The organism is Lysobacter sp. ESA13C (assembly GCF_019970005.1).
Lineage (GTDB): Bacteria > Pseudomonadota > Gammaproteobacteria > Xanthomonadales > Xanthomonadaceae > Lysobacter > Lysobacter antibioticus_B.
In genome coordinates this window covers 1-18,114 of sequence record NZ_JAHXYK010000017.1, presented here as the reverse complement: position 1 = coordinate 18,114, position 18,114 = coordinate 1, and the positions used below count along the sequence as shown (strand labels likewise).

Annotated in this window: 12 protein-coding genes, 1 rRNA gene and 1 other RNA gene; 9 read left to right on the top strand and 5 right to left on the bottom strand. The window is 66.3% G+C overall.

Annotated features, from left to right (window positions below):
* The first annotated feature begins 92 nt into the window (after positions 1–92).
* Complete coding sequence (locus LC490_RS23740) at positions 93–971, top strand: LysR family transcriptional regulator (protein WP_305067593.1); 879 nt, start codon at positions 93–95, stop codon at positions 969–971.
* Between the two features lie 675 nt (positions 972–1,646).
* Here LC490_RS23740 and LC490_RS23735 read toward each other — a convergent pair.
* Positions 1,647–2,969: an aminopeptidase P N-terminal domain-containing protein gene (locus LC490_RS23735; protein WP_223621843.1), complete on the bottom strand. Its 1,323-nt coding sequence runs from the start codon at positions 2,967–2,969 to the stop codon at positions 1,647–1,649.
* Between the two features lies 1 nt (position 2,970).
* Positions 2,971–3,510 (bottom strand): UPF0149 family protein, encoded by a 540-nt coding sequence (locus LC490_RS23730; protein WP_031373973.1) that lies wholly within the window; start codon positions 3,508–3,510, stop codon positions 2,971–2,973.
* A 179-nt stretch (positions 3,511–3,689) separates the two neighbouring features.
* Here LC490_RS23730 and LC490_RS23725 point away from each other — a divergent pair, with 179 nt between their 5' ends.
* The 8 genes from LC490_RS23725 (at position 3,690) to LC490_RS23690 (ending at position 13,068) form a co-directional block, all read left to right on the top strand.
* Positions 3,690–8,270 (top strand): EAL domain-containing protein, encoded by a 4,581-nt coding sequence (locus LC490_RS23725; RefSeq protein WP_161786159.1) that lies wholly within the window; start codon positions 3,690–3,692, stop codon positions 8,268–8,270.
* A gap of 262 nt (positions 8,271–8,532) precedes the next feature.
* On the top strand, positions 8,533–8,754 hold the full coding sequence (locus LC490_RS23720) for a TIGR02449 family protein (protein WP_031373971.1): 222 nt from the start codon (positions 8,533–8,535) through the stop codon (positions 8,752–8,754).
* Between the two features lie 10 nt (positions 8,755–8,764).
* Positions 8,765–9,070 (top strand): cell division protein ZapA, encoded by a 306-nt coding sequence (locus LC490_RS23715; protein WP_031373970.1) that lies wholly within the window; start codon positions 8,765–8,767, stop codon positions 9,068–9,070.
* 218 nt (positions 9,071–9,288) lie between these two features.
* Positions 9,289–9,475: non-coding RNA, 6S RNA (gene ssrS / locus LC490_RS23710), on the top strand.
* 98 nt (positions 9,476–9,573) lie between these two features.
* Positions 9,574–10,167, top strand: a complete 594-nt coding sequence (locus LC490_RS23705; protein WP_223621842.1) for a 5-formyltetrahydrofolate cyclo-ligase — start codon at positions 9,574–9,576, stop codon at positions 10,165–10,167.
* A 14-nt stretch (positions 10,168–10,181) separates the two neighbouring features.
* Entirely contained in the window at positions 10,182–10,652 is a 471-nt protein-coding gene (locus tag LC490_RS23700; RefSeq protein ID WP_031373968.1) for an EVE domain-containing protein, read from the top strand.
* Positions 10,653–10,765: 113 nt separating this feature from the next.
* Positions 10,766–11,428 carry a ribose-5-phosphate isomerase RpiA gene (gene rpiA, locus LC490_RS23695; RefSeq protein ID WP_031373967.1) on the top strand — a complete coding sequence of 221 codons (663 nt, stop codon included), beginning with the start codon at positions 10,766–10,768 and terminating at the stop codon, positions 11,426–11,428.
* A 137-nt stretch (positions 11,429–11,565) separates the two neighbouring features.
* Positions 11,566–13,068, top strand: coding sequence for a hypothetical protein (locus tag LC490_RS23690; RefSeq protein ID WP_223621841.1), 1,503 nt, complete (start codon positions 11,566–11,568; stop codon positions 13,066–13,068).
* A gap of 119 nt (positions 13,069–13,187) precedes the next feature.
* On the opposite strand, the gene LC490_RS23685 is transcribed toward LC490_RS23690, so the two are convergent.
* The 3 genes from LC490_RS23685 to rrf all read right to left on the bottom strand — a co-directional run.
* A complete protein-coding gene (locus LC490_RS23685) occupies positions 13,188–15,017 on the bottom strand; it encodes an ABC transporter ATP-binding protein (protein WP_223621862.1) in 1,830 nt (609 codons plus the stop codon).
* A gap of 453 nt (positions 15,018–15,470) precedes the next feature.
* Positions 15,471–17,558, bottom strand: a complete 2,088-nt coding sequence (locus LC490_RS23680; protein WP_223621840.1) for a hypothetical protein — start codon at positions 17,556–17,558, stop codon at positions 15,471–15,473.
* A 454-nt stretch (positions 17,559–18,012) separates the two neighbouring features.
* Positions 18,013–18,114 (bottom strand): 5S ribosomal RNA (gene rrf, locus LC490_RS23675); the annotation flags it as partial.

The following is an 18,114-nucleotide window of genomic DNA, read 5'->3' as shown; positions in this document are numbered from 1 at the left end:
TGGCCAGTCTGCTCGCCGCGGCATCGACGGTGAATGCGCTAGGATTTCGGGCTCCCCTAACTGCGGGTTAGCCCTTGGACAAGCTGCGCAGCATGGCCGTATTCGTCGCGGTCGCCGACACCGGCAGTTTCGCCGCCGCGGCCCAGGCCCAGAACCTGTCGGCGGTGATGGTCGGCAAACATGTGCACCAGTTGGAAGCGCATCTCGGCGCGCGCCTGCTGCAGCGCGATACGCGCAAGCAGCGCCTGACCGAGGTCGGCGAGAGCTTTCTCGAGGACTGCCGGCGCATCCTCGACCAGGTCCGCCACGCCGAGTCGGTCGCCGAACGCCTGCGTCACGACGGCCAGCCGAGCGGGCGCTTGCGCATCACCGCGCCGGTCACGCTCGGCGGCAATGCGGTCGCCACGGTAGTCACCGAATTCCTGCAACGCCATCCCGAGGTCGCGGTCGAACTGGTGCTCAGCGACCGCATGTCCGACCTGATCGCCGAGGCCTTCGACGTCGCGATCCGGATCGGGCCCTTGCCGGATTCGGATCATCTGGTCGCACGCCCCCTGCGGCCGTACCGGATGATCGTCTGCGCTTCCCCCGAGTATCTAAGCAGGCACGGTACGCCGAGCGACCCGCGCGAGTTGGTCGGCCACAGCTGCCTCAACCATCTGCTGTGGAATCACGATGCCGGATGGCGTTTCGAGCACATCGCCGCCGAACCCTTGCGTCTGCGCGGGCGCTTCGCTTCCAACAACGGCGAGGCGCTGCGGCGCGCGGCGGTGGCCGGCTGCGGCATCTTGCTGCAGCCCGAGGTGTTGCTGGCCGACGACCTCGCCGCGGGCCGGCTGCTGCCCCTGTTCGCCGATCAGCTGCCGCCGCCGCGTCCGGTGCATCTGCTGTACCCGCGCGACCGCCAGCCATTGCCCAAGCTCAGCCGTTTCGTCGAGCTGGTGCTGGAGCGCATGGGCCCGGCGGCGTAAGACCGGGCCCGCTGACCAAACGTCCGGCGTTTCGACTGCGATGCCGCGCGTATGGCGGCGGCTGATGCACTGAAAACACGCGACAGCCAGCTGTGGCTGCTATTGCTGTGCGCAGCTTGGCACTAGCGAAGGCAACAGAAGACCCGGAGGGCGGCCCGCATGGATGCGGGCCGTTTTTCATCGGGACAGGGATGTCCCGCATGTAGAGCCCTGCGTATGCATCGATCGTGCGGGCCCGTGATTCAAAACAAAGCAACTTCTTTGGTTACCTTTGACCGAAGGGAATCCAGACGGACTTTTGTTGCTTATGACAAAAGAAAGTAACCCGCCGCTTTAGTGGCGGAAGCTTTTGGCGTTTGATCCAGATCTTGATTCTGCTTGAGCATTGCGTCGCGAGACCGACACGACGTTGTCGCGGCTTGCGCCGCTCCTACCCTGACCAGGGTGCGGCCAGAATCGACGCGATAGTGCGAGGTCGCGGTTGCGACTCACGTCGCCCCTACAGGGGCACACCCGAAGACGACGCGACATTGGGACATGGCGGTCGCGTCTCGCGCCGCTCCTACCCTGGCGAGCGAGCGCCGCTTCGACGAATGACGGTGGCCACGTCATCTCTGCGCGTCCCTTGTCGCGACTTACGTCGCTCCTACAGGGATAGATTCGTGGCGACAGCGCTCACCGCGCCATCAAGGCCTCGATCTCGTCGGCGCTGCGCGCGAGCCGGTCGGTCAGCACCTGATGGCCGTCCTTGGTGATCAGCACGTCGTCTTCGGTGCGGATGCCGATGCCGCGCCACTTCGGGTCGACGCTGCTGTCGTCGGGCGACACGTACAGCCCGGGCTCGATGGTGAACACCATGCCCGGTTCGAGCAGGCGCGACTCGCCGTCGAGGCGGTATTCGCCGACGTCGTGCACGTCCATGCCCAGCCAGTGCCCGGTCTTGTGCCGATAGAAGCGCTTGTAATGACCTTCGGCCAGGTTCTTTTCCAGCTTGCCTTTGAGCAAGCCGAGTTGCAGCAGGCCCTCGGTCAGGGTTTCGACCGCAGCCAGGTGCCCGGCCTCGTAGGCCACACCGGGGCGCGCCTGTGCCAGGGCCGCGGCCTGGGCGGCGCCGACCAGATCGTGCAAGGCGCGTTGCGGCGCGCTGAAACGGCCGTTGACCGGAAACGTACGGGTGATGTCGGCGGCGTAACCGCGGTACTCGGCGCCGGCGTCGACCAAGACCAGGTCGCCGTCCCGCGAAGCCGCACTGTTGGCGCGATAGTGCAGCACGCAGGCATTGCTGCCGGCGCCGACGATGCTGCCATAGGCGGGCTCGGCGTCGTGGCGGCGGAACACGCATTCGATTTCGGCTTGCAGCTCGTACTCGCGCACGCCGGGCTGCGCCGCGCGCATCGCCGCTTCGTGGGCGAGCACGCTGATGTCGGCGGCGCGCTGCATGAAGCGCACCTCGTCGCGGTCCTTGAACAGACGCAACTCGTCGAGCAGATGGCCCAGCTCGAGGAATTCGTGCGGCGGCTGCGCGCCCTGGCGCACCATCGCACGCACGCGGTTGAGCCAGCCGATCAGCTTGAGATCGAACTCGGCGTCGCGGCCGAAGTGGTAATACACACGCGAGCGCCCTTCGAGCAGGCCCGGCAGGATGTCGTCGAGGTCGGCGATCGGATAGGCATCGTCGAGACCGAAGGCCTCGACCGCGCCTTCCGGGCCGTAGCGCGGGCCGTCCCAGGCTTCGCGTTCGCGGTCGCGCTCGCGGCAGAACAGCAAGGTCTCGCCATGGCGCCGGCCCGGCACCAGCACCAGCACCGACTCGGGTTCCGGGAAGCCGGTCAGGTAGCTGAGGTCGGAGTCCTGGCGGAACGGGTAGTGGGTATCGCGGCTGCGGATGTGCTCGTTGGCCGACGGCACGATCACGATCGCGTCGTCGCCGGCCATCGTCATCAACTGCTTGCGCCGGCGCACATAGGCCTTGGCCGGCATCGACAACGCGGCGTTCATGTCAGTTCAACCGGTGGCGGTGCTGCGCCGCCATCGCCACGTCGCCATGCAACAACAGCGCGACGATGCGCACGAACTCCTCGATCTCGGTCAAGGCCTCTTCGTCGTCCTCGTCGCCGTCGTCCTGCGGCGAGGCCGCGGCCAGGCGGGCCAGGTCGCCGAGCGCCTCGCGGCTTTCCTCCGACAGCGAGGCGGCCTCGCCGGCGGCGAGGCCGAAACCGCCGAGGAAACCGCGGCACCAGTCGAACAAGGCGCCGCTGCGCTCGGACAAGGGCGCTTCGCTATCGGGCAGCAGCAGATCGAAACCGAAGCTGCGATCGCCGAGCTGCGAGGCGCTGGCGCTGCGCAGGCGATCCAGCGCGCCGTTCTCGGCCGGCGTCGCGACGGTCGGGTCGGCCAGCACGCGCGCCGGCCAGTCGCGCACCGAGGCGCCGCCGCCGGCGAGCCAGCCGCACAAGGCGCCGTGCAGTTCGGAAGCGGAAGCGCCGAGCGAGAGCGTGCGGCTCTCGGCATCGACATCGGACAACAGGGGCAGTTCGATCGCGGCCACAGGCATCAAGTCGTGAGGGTTGCCGCAGTTTAGCAATGCCGGGCGAATGCAGGCGGCGTGAAGAAACCCGCAGGATCCTGTCCTGTCTGGCGATTCGAGTCCGTAGTGCTTGTTGCCGCAACGGGCGCCTGCCTAAACTGCGGGCTGTTGCGCTTCACGCCACGGTGTCCGTGCGTTCCTCTTCCCCTGTCGCCCTGCTGACTGCCGGTCTGATCGCCCTGCTCCTGTGCATGGCGGCGCTGCCCCAGCGTGCCGATGCGGCCACGCGCGACTTCTACTTCTCGCGCCTGGGCAGCGAGCTCGGGCTCAGCCAGAACTCGGTCACCGCCTTCACCCAGGACGCGCACGGCTTCATTTGGGTCGGCACCCAGGGCGGCCTGCACCGCTACGACGGCCAGCGCTACGTGCCCTATCGGCACGACCCGCGCGATCCGGCCAGCCTGCCCGACAGCTACGTCACCGCGCTCGCCCTCGACGGCCAGCGCGCGATCTGGATCGGCACCCATTCCGAATACCTGGCCCGGCTCGACCTGGCCAGCGGCGCCATCCACCGCTACGAACCGCCGGATTCGCAGGCCGGGCGCCAGATCGTCTCGCTGTTGCCATGGCGCGACTCGCTGCTGATCGGCACCCTGGCCGGCCTTGAGCGCATGGACCCGCGCAGCGGCGCGCGCGAGCTGCTGCTGGCCCTGCCCGGCGAACTAAGCCGGCAATCGCCCTGGCAGGAACTCGCCCTCGCCCGCGACGGCACCGCCTGGTTCGCCAGCGCGGCCGGCCTGTACCGGATCCTGCCGAGCGGCAAGATCGAACGCATCGGCGCCGCCCAGGTGCTGCGCAGCGTGTTGATCGACCGGCGCGGCCGGCTTTGGGCCGGCGGCGTCGACGGCCTGTACCGGCTCGACGGCCACACCGGCATCCTGGTCAAGGTCGAGGACGAGGCCTTGGCGACGCTGCGCGATGCGCGCGCCCTGATCGAAGCGCCGGACCAGCGGATCTGGATCTCCGGTTTCGGCAACGGCCTGTACCGCCACGACCCCGAGACCGGCCACTCCCAGCGTGTGCATGCCGAGCCCGGTGTCGAGGCGACCCTGCCCGAGGACACCATCGAAGCGTTGATGATCGACCACGGCGGCCTGCTCTGGGCCGGCGGCCAATACCGCGGCGTCGCCGTCGCCGACCCGCGCGGCACCCGCTTCAGCTACGTCCTCGACCTCGACGAGGACCGCACCGGCGCCGGCGCCTCCGACGCCAGCATCCGCAGCCTGGCCCAGGACGACCTCGGCGCGATCTGGATCGGCACCGACAACGGCCATCTGCGCCGCTACGACCTGGGCGCCGACCGCTTCCAGGACATGACCGCGCTGCTGCCGGCCAACGCCGGCGCCCGCCGCATCGCCGCGATCGCCCGCGAACCCTGCCCCGAAGCCGACAACCCGAATCCGCCGGCCTCGCTGCCGCCGACCCGGCTCTGGCTCGCCACCGGCCAGGGCCTGCTGCGCCTGGACCCGGCCACCCGCCGGGTCGAGAGCATCGACCTGCGCGGCTACCGCGACGTCGCCCTGCGTTCGCTGGCCTTCGCCCGCGACGGCAGCCTCTGGCTCGGCAGCGACGACATCGGCGCCCTGCACTACCTGCCCGAGACCGGCGCCCTGGTCCGCTACGCCTATCGCGAAGGCGATTCAAAGGGCCTGAGCCATCCGCGCGTCAACGCCGTGCTCGAAGACACCAAGGGCCGGGTCTGGTTCGGCACCGGCGACGGCCTGGACTTGCTCGACCCGGCCACCGGCTACCTGCGCCACTACCGCCATGCCACCGACGAGGCCGACAGCCTGCCGGGCAACTTCGTCCGTGCCGTGCACCAGTCCGCCGACGGCTCGATCTGGGTCGGCACCCAGGCCGGCCTGAGCCGGGTGGTCGAACACAGCGACGGCCGCATCCGCTTCGACCACCCGCTGGCCGAAGTGCTCGGCGACCACCCGGTGCCGGTGGTGTTCTCGATCGCCGAACGTCCGGCCGGCCGCCTCTGGCTCGGCACCGACGCCGGCATCCTGCGCTTCGACAGCGGCGCCTCGCTGGTGCGCCGTTACGGCCTGGCCGACGGCCTGCAGGACCTGGAGTTCAACGCCGGCGCGGTCGACATCCTCGCCGACGGCCGCATCGCCTTCGGCGGCGTGCGCGGCCTCAACGTGTTCGACCCGGCGCGCATCGCCGACTCGCGCTACACCCCGCCGGTGCGCCTGCTCGGGGCCTGGATCGGTTCCGACACCAGCGCCGGTTCGAGCACGCTGTGGCAGTCGACCCGGCTGGAGATTCCCAACGACGCCGGCATCCTGCGCCTGCGCATCGGCGCCCTCGACTTCGGCCCGAACAGCGGCATCCGCTATCGCTACCGCATGGACGGTTTCGACCGCGACTGGATCGACAACGGCCCGCGCCAGGACATCACCTACACCCGCCTGCCGCCCGGCCGGTATGTCTTCCGCGCCCAATCGACCAACCGCGACGGAGTCTGGAATACCCAGGAACTGCGCATCCCGGTCAACGTCGAGCCGCCGCTGTGGCGGCATCCGCTGGCGATCGCACTGGCGGCGTTGGCCGCGCTCGGCCTGGCCCTGAGCTTCGGCTGGCGCTGGCACGTCGCCCGCCAGCGCGAACGCGGTTACTTCGCCCAGATCCGCGAACGCGAAGAACGCCTCAAGCTGGCGCTGTGGGCGTCCGGCGAGCAGTTCTGGGACTACGACCTGAAGCGGCGCGAGCTGCACCGCATGCGCGTCGACGACCACAACCCGCAGTCGCCGGAGATCGGCGTGCAGGCCGACATCGCCGACGACCACGAGATCCATCCCGACGACCTCGGCCGCGTCACCGAACTGCTGCGCAAGCACCTCAAGGGCGACGCCGCGCTGTTCCTGTCCGAACACCGCATGCGCACGCCGAAGGGCGAGTGGGGCTGGGTCCGGGCCCGCGGCCGGGTCGTCGAACGCGACGCCGAGGGCCTGCCGGTGCGCGTCGCGGGCACCGGCCGCGACGTCACCGCGGTGCGCAGCGCCGAACGCGAACGGCGCATTTCCAGCGAGGTGCTGCGCTCGATGGCCGAGGCGGTGGCGGTGTTCGACCGCGACTTCGTGTTCGTCTCGATCAACCCGGCGTTCTCGCGCATGACCGGCTACCCCGAGAACGAAGTGATCGGCCAGACCACCGGCCTGCTCGACAGCCGCCAGCACGATCCCGAGTTCTACAGCGACATGCGCGACGAGTTGCAGCGCAGCGGCCGCTGGTCCGGCGAGATCTGGCAGCAGCGCAAGGACGGCAACGAATTCCTGTGCTGGCTGCAGGCCAGCATCGTGCTCGACAGCAGCGGCCAGCGCGGCCACTACGTCGCCGTGCTGACCGACATCACCGACCAGAAGCGCGCCGAGCAGGAACTGCGCTACCTGGCCAACTACGACACCCTGACCAGCCTGCCCAACCGCACCCTGCTGTCGGAGCGGCTGTCGCGGGCGATCGTGCGGGCGCGCCGCCACGGCCATCGCATCGCCTTGCTGTTCCTCGATCTGGACCGCTTCAAGGACATCAACGACTCGCTCGGCCACGCCGCCGGCGACCGCATCCTGCGCGCCGCCGCGGTGCGCCTGCAGGAAACCGTCGGCGCCGAGCACACCGTCGCCCGCTTGGGCGGCGACGAATTCACCGTCGTGCTGGAAAACCTGGAAACGCCGGAACAGGCCGAAGACGTCGCCCGCCGCCTGATCAAGGCCTTCGAGGCGCCGCTGGATTTCGACGAACGCCACGACGTCGCGATCTCGCCGTCGATCGGCATCAGCCTCTATCCGGACCACGCCCAGGTCCCGACCGACCTGCTCAAGCACGCCGACACCGCGATGTATCAGGCCAAGGCCGCCGGTCGGCGCACCTTCATGCGCTACACCGAGGCGATGGACATCGAGATCCGCCAACGCGCGACGATCTCGGCGGCCTTGCGCAAGGTCCTGGACCGCAACGAACTGCGCCTGGTGTTCCAGCCGCGCCTGTCGCTGCCGGAGGCGCGCATCACCGGGGTCGAGGCCCTGCTGCGCTGGAACAGCGCCGAGTACGGCAACATCCCGCCCTCGCAGTTCATTCCGCTGGCCGAGGAAAGCGGCCTGATCCTGGAAATCGGCGAATGGGCGATGCGCGAGGCCTGCAGCCGCCTGCGCCAGTGGCGCCAGCAAGGGCTCGACCAGTTGTCGATCTCGGTCAACGTCTCGGCGATCCAGCTGTTGCGCGGCGACCTGCCCAAGATGGTCGCGCGCGCCCTCAGCGAAAGCGGCATCCCGCCGTGGCGGCTCGAGCTGGAGCTGACCGAAAGCGTGATCATGGCCAACGCCGCGCACACCTCCAACACCATGCAGGCGCTGCGCGAGCTCGGCGTGGCCCTGGCGGTCGACGACTTCGGCACCGGCTACTCCTCGCTCGCCTACCTCAAGCGCCTGCCGATCAATACCTTGAAGATCGACAAGGAATTCATCGGCGACCTGACCCGCGACCCCGACGACGAGGCGATCACCAGCACGGTCATCACCATGGCCCACTCGCTGGGCCTGAACGTGGTCGCCGAGGGCGTGGAGCTGGAAGAGCAGATGGAGTTCCTGCTGGCCCACGGTTGCGACGAGATCCAGGGCTATTGGCTGGCCCGGCCGCTCGAAGCCGACGACTGCCTGGCGTTCATCCAGCAATGGCAGCCGCCGCTGAGCGTGCGCGCGGCGCGCTGAGACGGCCGGGAATCGGGAATCGGGAATCGGCAATCGGAAGTCGGGGAGCGGGAGCGCAAGAGCGGGCTTCCTGGCCAGTGGGGCAGTGGCGGCGCAGGCCGCGACCGCGCTGCACCGCCCCTCCGCGCTGCCGTCGCCCGGCAGGCCCTCACCCCGCCCCCAGAGCCGCCATCGACCCGACGCCTGACCGATTCCCGACTCGCGATTGCCGATTCCCGGTAGCGCCTTGACCGCCCCCGCCCCGGCCTGCCATCGTGCCGGGATGGATCGCACCGAACTCATCACCGAATTGCAGTCGCTGCTGACCCGCGTCGACGAACTCGGCGATCGCGTGCGTCGTCTCAGCGAAGAGAACCGCAGCCTGCGTCAACAGCAGGAACAACTGGTCGGCGAGCGCTCGGCGCTGCTGGCCAAGAACGAGCAGGCCCGCACCCGCGTCGAGGCCATGATCGCGCGACTGAAGTCGCTGGAGCAGCACACGTGAATCCGAACCGATGAGCACGACCAGCGAAGCCGTCAGCATCCGCCTGCTCGACCGCGAATACACCGTCGGCTGCGAGCCGTCCGAACGCGACGACCTGCTCGCCGCCGCGCGCATGCTCGACAGCAAGATGCGCGAAATCCGCGGCAGCAACCGCATGGCCGCGCTCGACCGCGTCGCCGTGCTCGCCGCGCTCAACTTCGCCCACGAACTGCAACAGCTGCGCGGCGACGGCGACCATCGCGACCGCGAAATCTCGCGCACCCTCGACGAACTGCATCGCAAGCTCGACAGCCTGTTCGACGCCGCGATCCGCTGAACCGCTGAATCTGGGCGGCTCGCCCTTCGCCGCAAAAGCCTTGGCGCAAGCGGTTTTTTGTGACTTCGAGCATTGTCGCATCGGGCGTTGCCGCTTGGCGTTTGTCTCATCCAGCCCCGTTCATCCGCGCTCGCGGATCGATCAAGCGCATGAACCGCAACGCAGCGTCGCCGACGAGCGGGCCCGCTGCGAGCGATGCGCGCGCTATACTCCGCGCACGTCCTCTGCTGTGCTCGACGGCGTGCGCAAACATTCGCCTTGTCCCTTAATTACGACCACGGGGGCGCAACGGGAATCCGGAGTGCAAGTCCGCCTCGCAGCGGGAAGCCCGAAGATCCCCAAGCGTTCCCACTTGAACCCCGGGTTCAAGGTCGTTTCGCACGCATCGACATTGGCGGAGGACTACTCATCCCGGAACGGGCGCGACGTCACGAAAGTGATTCGCGCCCGTTGCCTTGTCCGGAGCGCCCGCGCTTCCGTTTTCCCCCAGGACCCCGCGCCGAATGACGGTTGACCGTACGACGCTGCGCCGCGAACTGCGCGCGCAACGCCGCAATCTCGCCGCCCCCGCGCGCATCGCCGCCGCCGAATCCCTGGCCGCCCGCCTGTTGGCGCTGCCGTTCGCGCCCGCCACCGGCTATGTCGCCGGTTATTGGGCCATGGACGGCGAAATCGCCCTGCATGCCTGGCAGCTGCGCCTGCCGCCGGGCTGTGTGTACTGCCTGCCGGTGCTGCACGAAGACCAACGCCTGCGCTTCGCCCCGTGGCGCCCGGGCGATGCCCTGGTCGGCAACCGCTTCGGCATCCCCGAGCCCGACGTCAGTCCCAGCTCGCTGCTCGAGCCTGAACAGATGAGTCTGGTCGTGCTGCCGCTGGTCGGCTTCGATCCGCGCGGCCACCGGCTCGGCATGGGAGGCGGCTGGTACGATCGCAGCTTCGCGTTCCGCCAACGCAGCCCGGCCCCGCCGTGGCTGGCCGGCGCCGCGTTCGAACTGCAACGCATCGATGCGCTCGACAACGCCGATTGGGACGTAGCGCTCGATGCGGTCTGTACGGAAGTCCAGACTCTGGACTGCCGTTCCCCCCTGTTCGTCTGACCGTTGAGCACCGCATGACCGCACGCCGCCGCTACTGGCTGATGAAGTCCGAACCGGACACGTTTTCCATCGACGATCTGCAACGCGTCCGTACCGAACCCTGGAACGGCGTGCGCAATTATCAGGCGCGCAATTTCATGCGCGACGGCATGAAGGTCGGCGATGGCGTGTTGTTCTATCACTCCAACACCGCCGTGCCCGGCATCGCCGGCCTCGCCACGATCGCCAGCGAAGCCTACCCGGACCCGACCCAGTTCGACGCCAAGTCCGACTACTACGACGGCAAGAGCTCGCGCGAAGACCCGCGCTGGCTGCTGGTCGACGTCGCCTTCGAACGCAAGTTCGAGCGGGTCATCCCGCTCGACGAAATCAAGGCCCGCGCCGACGACCTCGGCGAGGACTTCGCCCTGACCCGCCGCGGCAACCGCCTCTCGGTGCTGCCGGTGACGGCGGCGCAATGGAAGGTGTTGTTGTCGATGGAGTGACGGGAATCGGGAATGGAGAATAGGGAATCGTAAAAGCGTCCCTCGCTCCTCCCAGACTCCTCGCACTGCTTGCTTATCCGATTCCCTATTCCCCATTCCCGATTCCCACCCCAATGACTGAAGCCAAACGCCTGGCCGGCGAAAAAGCCATCGACTACATCGAAGACGGCATGATCGTCGGCGTAGGCACCGGTTCCACCGTCGCCTTTTTCATCGAGGCCCTGGGCCGGCACAAGGAGCGCATCAAGGGCGCGGTGTCGAGCTCCGAACAGAGCACCGCGCGCCTGCAGGCGCTCGGCATCGAAGTGCTCGACCTCAACGCGACCGGCCCGCTGTCGTTGTACGTCGACGGCGCCGACGAATGCGATCCGCACAAACGCCTGATCAAGGGCGGCGGCGCCGCGCTCACCCGCGAGAAGATCATCGCCGAGGCCAGCGCGAAGTTCGTCTGCATCGTCGATCCGGCCAAGCGCGTCGACGTGCTCGGCAAGTTCCCGCTGCCGGTCGAGGTCGTGCCGATGGCACGCAGCCTGGTCGCGCGCGAGATCCTGGCGATGACCCGCGGCCAGCCGGTGTGGCGTCAGGACGCCAACGGCGCCGGCGTGGTCACCGACAACGGCAACCTCATCCTCGACATCCACGGCCTGGCGATCACCGACCCGGTGGCGATGGAATCGGCGATCAACCAGATCCCGGGCGTGGTCAGCGTCGGCCTGTTCGCGCGCCGCCCGGCCGACATCGTCATCGTCGGCGGCGAGCCGCCGATCGTTCTGTAAATCACTGATTTAGAACGTCTCTCAGTAGACGAGACGACCTGACGCCAAAATCGGCAGGTCGTCCGCACCGCCCGCCCGGCGCATCCCGGGCGGTCGCTTGCGCGGCGCAATACCGCCCCCCATGCCGGCCCGCCGCCATGACCCTGCGCTGCCTGTTCGTCGACTTCAATTCCTACTTCGCCTCGGTCGAGCAATTCGACCGCGAGGAATTGCGCGGCCGTCCGGTCGGCGTGGTGCCGGTATTGGCGGCCACCACCTGCTGCATCGCCGCCAGCCGCGAGGCCAAGGTCCACGGCATCAAGACCGGCACGCCGGTGCACGAAGCGATGGCGCGCTGCCCCGATATCGCCATCGTCGAAGCGCGCCCGGCGCGCTACGTCGATCTGCATCACCGTTTGATCGCGGCGATCCAGGATTGCATTCCGATCGACGGCGAACCGCTGTCGATCGACGAAGTCGCCTGCCGCCTGATCGGCCGCGAACGCCAACGCGACAACGCCATCGCGATCGCCCACCGGATCAAGCAGACCTTGATCGATCGCGGGCTCGCTCCGGCGATCCGCTGCTCGATCGGCATCGCCCCGAACACCTTCCTGGCCAAGACCGCCTCCGACATGCAGAAGGTCGACGGCCTGACCGTGGTCGAGCTGGGCGATCTGCCGCAGGCGCTGCACGGGCTGGAACTGCAGGATCTGTGCGGTGTCGGCCCGTCGATGCTGCAGCGCCTGCGCGATGCCGGCATCGACACCGTCGAGCAACTGACCGCCGCACCGCGCGAACATTTGCGCGCGGTCTGGGGCGGGGTCGAAGGCGAACGTTTCTGGGCGCAGTTGCGCGGCATCGAACCGACGTCGCGGCAGCGCAAGGTGGTCGGTTCGGTCGGTCATTCGCACGTGCTGGACCCGCAGATGCGCAGCGCCGACAGCATGCGCTCGGTGCTGTTCAAACTGCTCGCGAAGGCGGCGATGCGGATGCGCGGCGAGCGTTGCCAGGCGCGCGGGATGAGCCTGCACGTGCGCTTCGCCGGCAGGGAACAACGCTTCAGCCGCAATCTGTCGTTCGCCGCGCTCGACGACACCCCGACCCTGCTGCAACTCATGGCCGAAGCGCTGGAACCGCTGATGCGCGGCGCCGCCAACGGGCGGTGGAACGTCAAACGTTTCCCGCCTTTGTCGGTCGCGGTGTCCTTGATCGACCTGCAGCCCAACGCCGCCGACAGCGGCTCGCTGTTCGTCGAACGCGGGCGCAGACAGGCGCTGACCCGCGTGCTCGACCAGGTCAATCAGCGCTACGGCAATAACCGCCTGTATTTCGGCGCGATGCAGGACGCACTCGCCCAGGGCGCGGCGCCGATGCGCATCCCCTTCAGCCATATTCCCGAAGAATCCGCCGAAGCCGACCTCGGCGCCACGGCCCTGGTGCCCGATCCGAGCATGAACGAGCTGTGGTTGCGACGGCTGCGCGAGTTCAACGTCATGGCCGAGCACGCCCATCGCGAAGCGCGCGAAAACCCCGGCAAACCTTTGCCGCCGCCAGGCCCGTCGCCGATGCACCGCTCTTCCGGCGTCGGTGGCTGGGGCCGCAAACCACGCGAGCAGAGCGACGACGACGGGCGAGGCACCACCGGATCGTTGTTCTAACGGCTAGAACGTTCATGGGTGCGTCGTAAGCCTCGAATGCGCAGGTACAGCCGAAGACAGCCCCTCTCCCGCGAGCGGGAGAGGGTTTGGGGTGAGGGCGCCTCCTCTTACCTCAATCATCAATCGACCGCGACGAACCCGCCGGTCTGCCGCTTCCACAGGCGCGCATACAACCCGTCGCGGGCAATCAGTTCCTCATGCGTACCGGTCTCGATGATGCGGCCCTTGTCCATCACCACCAACCGATCCATCCGCGCGATCGTCGACAAACGATGGGCGATCGCTATCACCGTCTTGCCGGTCATCAAGGTGTCCAGACTGTCCTGGATCGCCGCTTCGGCCTCGGAATCCAGCGCCGAAGTCGCCTCATCGAGAATCAGGATCGGCGCGTTCTTGAGCAGCACGCGCGCGATCGCGATCCGCTGCCGTTGACCGCCCGACAGTTTGACGCCGCGTTCGCCGACCAAGGCTTCGTAACCGACCCGCCCCTCGCCATCGACCAAGCGAGGAATGAACTCGTCCGCACGTGCCTGACTCGCCGCCTCGGCCATCTCCGCTTCGCTCGCATCGGGACGGCCGTACAGCAGGTTGTCGCGAATCGAACGATGCAGCAGCGAGGTGTCCTGGGTGACCACGCCGATCTGCGAACGCAGGCTTTCCTGGGTCACGCCGGCGATGTCCTGGCCATCGATCAGGATGCGGCCTCCTTCGAGGTCGTACAGACGCAGCAGGATATTCATCAACGTCGACTTGCCCGCGCCCGACGGCCCGACCAGGCCGATCTTCTCGCCGGGTTTCACCATCAGGTCCAGGTCGGCGATCAAACCGCTGTTCTGTCCGTAGTGGAAGTGCACGTTCTCGAATCGCACGCTGCCGTCGCTAACCTGCAGAGCGCCAGCATCGCTGCGATCGACCACGGTCAGCGGCCGCGAGATCGTCTCGATGCCGTCCTGTACCGTGCCGATGTCTTCGAAGATGCCGTTGATCGTCCACATGATCCAGCCCGACATGTTGTGGATGCGGATCACCAGACCGGTCGCCAAAGCGATCGCACCGACCGTGATCGCGCCTTGGTGCCACAGCCACAGGGCCAGACCGGTGGTGCCGACGATCAGCAGACCGTTGAGTGTGGTGATGCTCACGCCCATCAGCGTGGTCATGCGAGTCATGTCGCGTGACCGCTGGGTCTGCTCGATCATCGCTTCGGCCACGTATTCCTCTTCGCGCCGCGAGTGTGCGAACAGCTTGAGCGTGGCGATGTTCGAGTAGCCGTCGACGATGCGCCCCATCAACTTGGAACGCGCATCCGACGCCCGCCACGAACGCAGCTTCACCCGAGGCACGAAGTAACGCAGCAGACCGATGTACGCCACGATCCACACCGCCAACGGCAACACCAGCCAAACGTCCGCCTGCGCGAACAAGTAGATCGCCGACGCCGAGTACACGATCACGTACCAGATCGCGTCGAACGCCTGGGTCGTGGACTCGCGCAAGGACGGGCCGGTCTGCATGATCCGATTCGCGACACGGCCGGCAAAGTCGTTCTGGAAGAAGCTGAGGCTTTGCTTGAGCATGTAACGGTGGGTCTGCCAACGCACCAGATTCGTCATGCTCGGGTGCACGGTCTGATTGAGCAGCAAATCGTGCAAGCCGAGGAACAGCGGCCGCGCCAACAGCATTACCACGGCCATCCACAGCAACTCACCGCCGTGCTGCGCGAACAGGTCCTTGCTCGGCGTGGTGTTGACCAGGTCGATGACGCGACCGAGGTAGTCGAACATCGCGACCTCGACGATCGCGACCAGGAAGCCGACCACCGTCAGCACTGCGAACACCGGCCAGGCCTGTTTTATGAAATGCCGGTAGAACCCGGTGACGGTGCTCGGCGGCATCGTCTCCGGCGCCGGCCGGAACGGGTCGATCAACGATTCGAACCAACGAAAAATCATCATGGCGTTGAGCCTTGTTTGAACTTGGAAAGACTCCCGTGCGCGCCGCGTTCTCCGAGCCGAGACAGGCGCGGAAACAGCGATGCGAGGACGAGCGGCGCCGATGCGCCGGATCGGATGACGGGAGTTAGGCGGCGGACGAACGCGAGCGATCCAGGGCCATGAAGGCCCGGAACGGCGGTCGTTCAGCCAGAGGCGGCCCGGGCATCGCCCGGTACCGCAAGCGCCGACTTAGCGGCGGACCTTGCCGGTGATTGTGAACTTCATCGTGCTTCTCCTTGCGATCCAGAGGCGTCGCCGGGCACGTGTGGCTCGACGCGCGAATCGCTGATGGGTGACCCGGCCGAAGTCTAACGCGCTTTTGTTGCCGGCGACATCCGCCCAAAGTCGGTGGGCTATCGCGTACTCGTGTGCATGAGGGCGCCGCCATCCGCAAAGCGCCCGCCCCCTTTATAAATCACGATGCAGCCATTGACCGCTATAGAACAGCTCATGCAGCATGTTCTCATCGTCCTGCACTTTTCGCGTGTCGTCATAGCCGCGATATACGATCCGGGCGACCCCTTTCGCGTCGACAAAGCCCATCGGATCCGCATTCGCTTTCAATGCACCGCGGGTGGCGCTGAGATCGTTGAGCAACCATTGGCCATTCCAGTCGACCAGTTCGAGAATGCGACCATCCTCGCCTCGATATACCACACGCGCTGCATTACCGGCGACAAACCCCATCGGGTTGCCCATGCCTTTCGGAGCTCCGGTCAACTGAGAGATATCGGTATGGGTCCATCCACCGCTGCCGCCTCTCAGTTCGTGCAGATGCCCCGCCGAATCCAGATACACGATACGCGGTAGACCACCAATATCGGCAAAACCCTGTGGATCGGACTGTACGAATGCGCCTGGGCCGGCCAGCGCCGTCATGTCCCATTGTCGCCATTGTCCATTCTGGTAATAGAGCTCACCTATGCCATTGTCGACCGTGCGAAACACGATTCGAGGTGCTCCGTTGGCGACGTAGGCCATCGCGCCCAATGCAGGCCGCGGCCGAGCAGGCACGCTCTCGGTCGAAAGATTCGTCCGGTGCCAGCCGCCGGCATCCATATAAAACTCGTGAATGTCCCCAGCCATATCGCGATAGACGACATGCGGCAGGCCCTCGCTATCTACGAAGGTCCGCGGATCGGAATAGGCCTGCGCTGCGCCGAGCGCGGCCGAGAGATTCCACTCAGTCCATTGACCGTTGTAGCGAAAGATTTCTCGGATAGCGCGATTGTTATCGCGATAGACCACGCGCGGTGCGGCGGCCGCGAAGTGCCCCACTGGATCGCCCAGCGCCGGGCCTGCCGAGAGTACGGTCTTATTCGCTGCGCCTTGACCGATCTCGCCCTTGAACAGTTGGATCGAGTTGTCGCTATTGCGGAATACGACCCCTGAACCCTCACCGACATGCCCCCATGGTGCACCCATGGCTTGATGTCCGATCACTGAGGTAACGCGGAGATTGCTGACGTTCATACCGAGCCGGGAATGGCCGGCCGTAGAGACAACATTGATTTCGCCAATGACGTTCAACAGGGTCAGATCGTAATCGGCCGGCTCCAGCGAAGGCACCAGGTTCGGATCGTTGTGCACGGATGTGGCGACCGATTGCAACACTCTGCGAAATTGCGCCGGGGAAATCCTGAAATGCACCCGATTGGAGTCGAATGGCTGGGTCTGATGATGGATCGAGTCTCCCATGAGGGTCAGCCAGTTCGCCGAATCCAGCCCCGTCTGTGCGATTAGGTTCTGCAGCGTGCCGGTGTGATCGGAATGCACCCTCTCCTCCGTGGCGTACTTTGGATCGCGCGTATAGACCTCGACTGCGAGGGTGAACTCGCACTGCCTCGGCGCTTGGCAATCTGCCTGCCGGTTGCGTGCGATCAGTGCGAAGTACGCCTGAGCTACTTCATTTGGGGTCGAATCATCGAAACCTATGCCGATGTCGAAAGACACATCGAGTTGGTGATCGGGAGAAGCAAATAACCGAGGAAGCGGCGCGGAGTAATACCAGCAGCCGACGTTTATCGACCCTGCCCCATTGAACAAACGGAAATCGGGATCTTGCGAGCTCATCCACATTCCGGCGCGGCGGCCGTCGAACTGCACGCCCGATTTTCCGTAAGAATTCTGGCGTCCTCGCTGCACCTGGACTAAAGGGCCTTGCGGAGCGAATCCAGTGAAATCACTGATGTTCCAGCCGACCGGCGACAGAGGGCCTTCTGCGCCGGGCTGATCGTTCCAATAGCTCCAAAGAGTTAAGCCATTTTCGGGAGGAACAATGGCGTTTTGCTGCCAATTGCGAACGACACTGTCGACCTGCGAACGATCGAGGCTTGGCTGATAGAACGGCAAGGAAACCGCCAAGCGATTCTGAGCATCGGGCGGTGTCAGGCCGCGCGCCATGCAATCCAGAGGCGCCAAAGTCACGGCAGGAGCTTGACCAACGGCCGCCGCAGCTTGGACCGAAAGGCTCATGCCCAACAGCACAACCGACATTCCGAATAGAAAAGTCGTCGGAATCAGACGCCTATCTAGCGATACAAACCTTAACCGCTCCATCCATATATTCCCGCAAGAGACCGTTACGGCGGCCTGGAAATTCGATGTTCGCATCGATGCGTCGCAGATGGCGCAACAGCACCTCCTCAATGCTCGGAGAATACGAGATAAGCCTGTGTGGTGGTTCGAGTCCGGAAATGCGAAGCCGCGGATGTCGGCATGCCTGCGACAGGACGCCGCTTGGATGGACGGTGTCGGCGTTGTTGTTTCGGCGGGTCTCGCGGTCGCGACTGACGTCGCTCCTACGGAGGCGGCGGCGGCGATTAAGGTCCGGAATCGAAACAGGCGCTGGAGTTAATGGCCTGGGATTAAGTGCCGGCTTACTGCGGGGTTAAAACGCGCGCAAAGAAAAACGCCGCAACCTGATGGTTGCGGCGTTTTAGGGTAAAGCCCCTGGCGATGACCTACTCTTGCATGGCTTAGGCCACACTACCATCGGCGCATGTGCGTTTCACTTCCGAGTTCGGGATGGGATCGGGTGGTTCCACACAGC

Bases quoted from the DNA above. Each gene is read 5' to 3' on its own strand.
- LC490_RS23740 (WP_305067593.1), top strand. From the start codon at position 93: ATGGCCGTATTCGTCGCGGTCGCCGACACCGGCAGTTTCGCCGCCGCG.
- LC490_RS23735 (WP_223621843.1), bottom strand. From the start codon at position 2,969: ATGAACGCCGCGTTGTCGATGCCGGCCAAGGCCTATGTGCGCCGGCGC.
- LC490_RS23720 (WP_031373971.1), top strand. From the start codon at position 8,533: ATGGATCGCACCGAACTCATCACCGAATTGCAGTCGCTGCTGACCCGC.
- LC490_RS23715 (WP_031373970.1), top strand. From the start codon at position 8,765: ATGAGCACGACCAGCGAAGCCGTCAGCATCCGCCTGCTCGACCGCGAA.
- LC490_RS23705 (WP_223621842.1), top strand. From the start codon at position 9,574: ATGACGGTTGACCGTACGACGCTGCGCCGCGAACTGCGCGCGCAACGC.
- LC490_RS23700 (WP_031373968.1), top strand. From the start codon at position 10,182: ATGACCGCACGCCGCCGCTACTGGCTGATGAAGTCCGAACCGGACACG.
- rpiA (WP_031373967.1), top strand. From the start codon at position 10,766: ATGACTGAAGCCAAACGCCTGGCCGGCGAAAAAGCCATCGACTACATC.
- LC490_RS23690 (WP_223621841.1), top strand. From the start codon at position 11,566: ATGACCCTGCGCTGCCTGTTCGTCGACTTCAATTCCTACTTCGCCTCG.
- LC490_RS23680 (WP_223621840.1), bottom strand. From the start codon at position 17,558: ATGTCGGTTGTGCTGTTGGGCATGAGCCTTTCGGTCCAAGCTGCGGCG.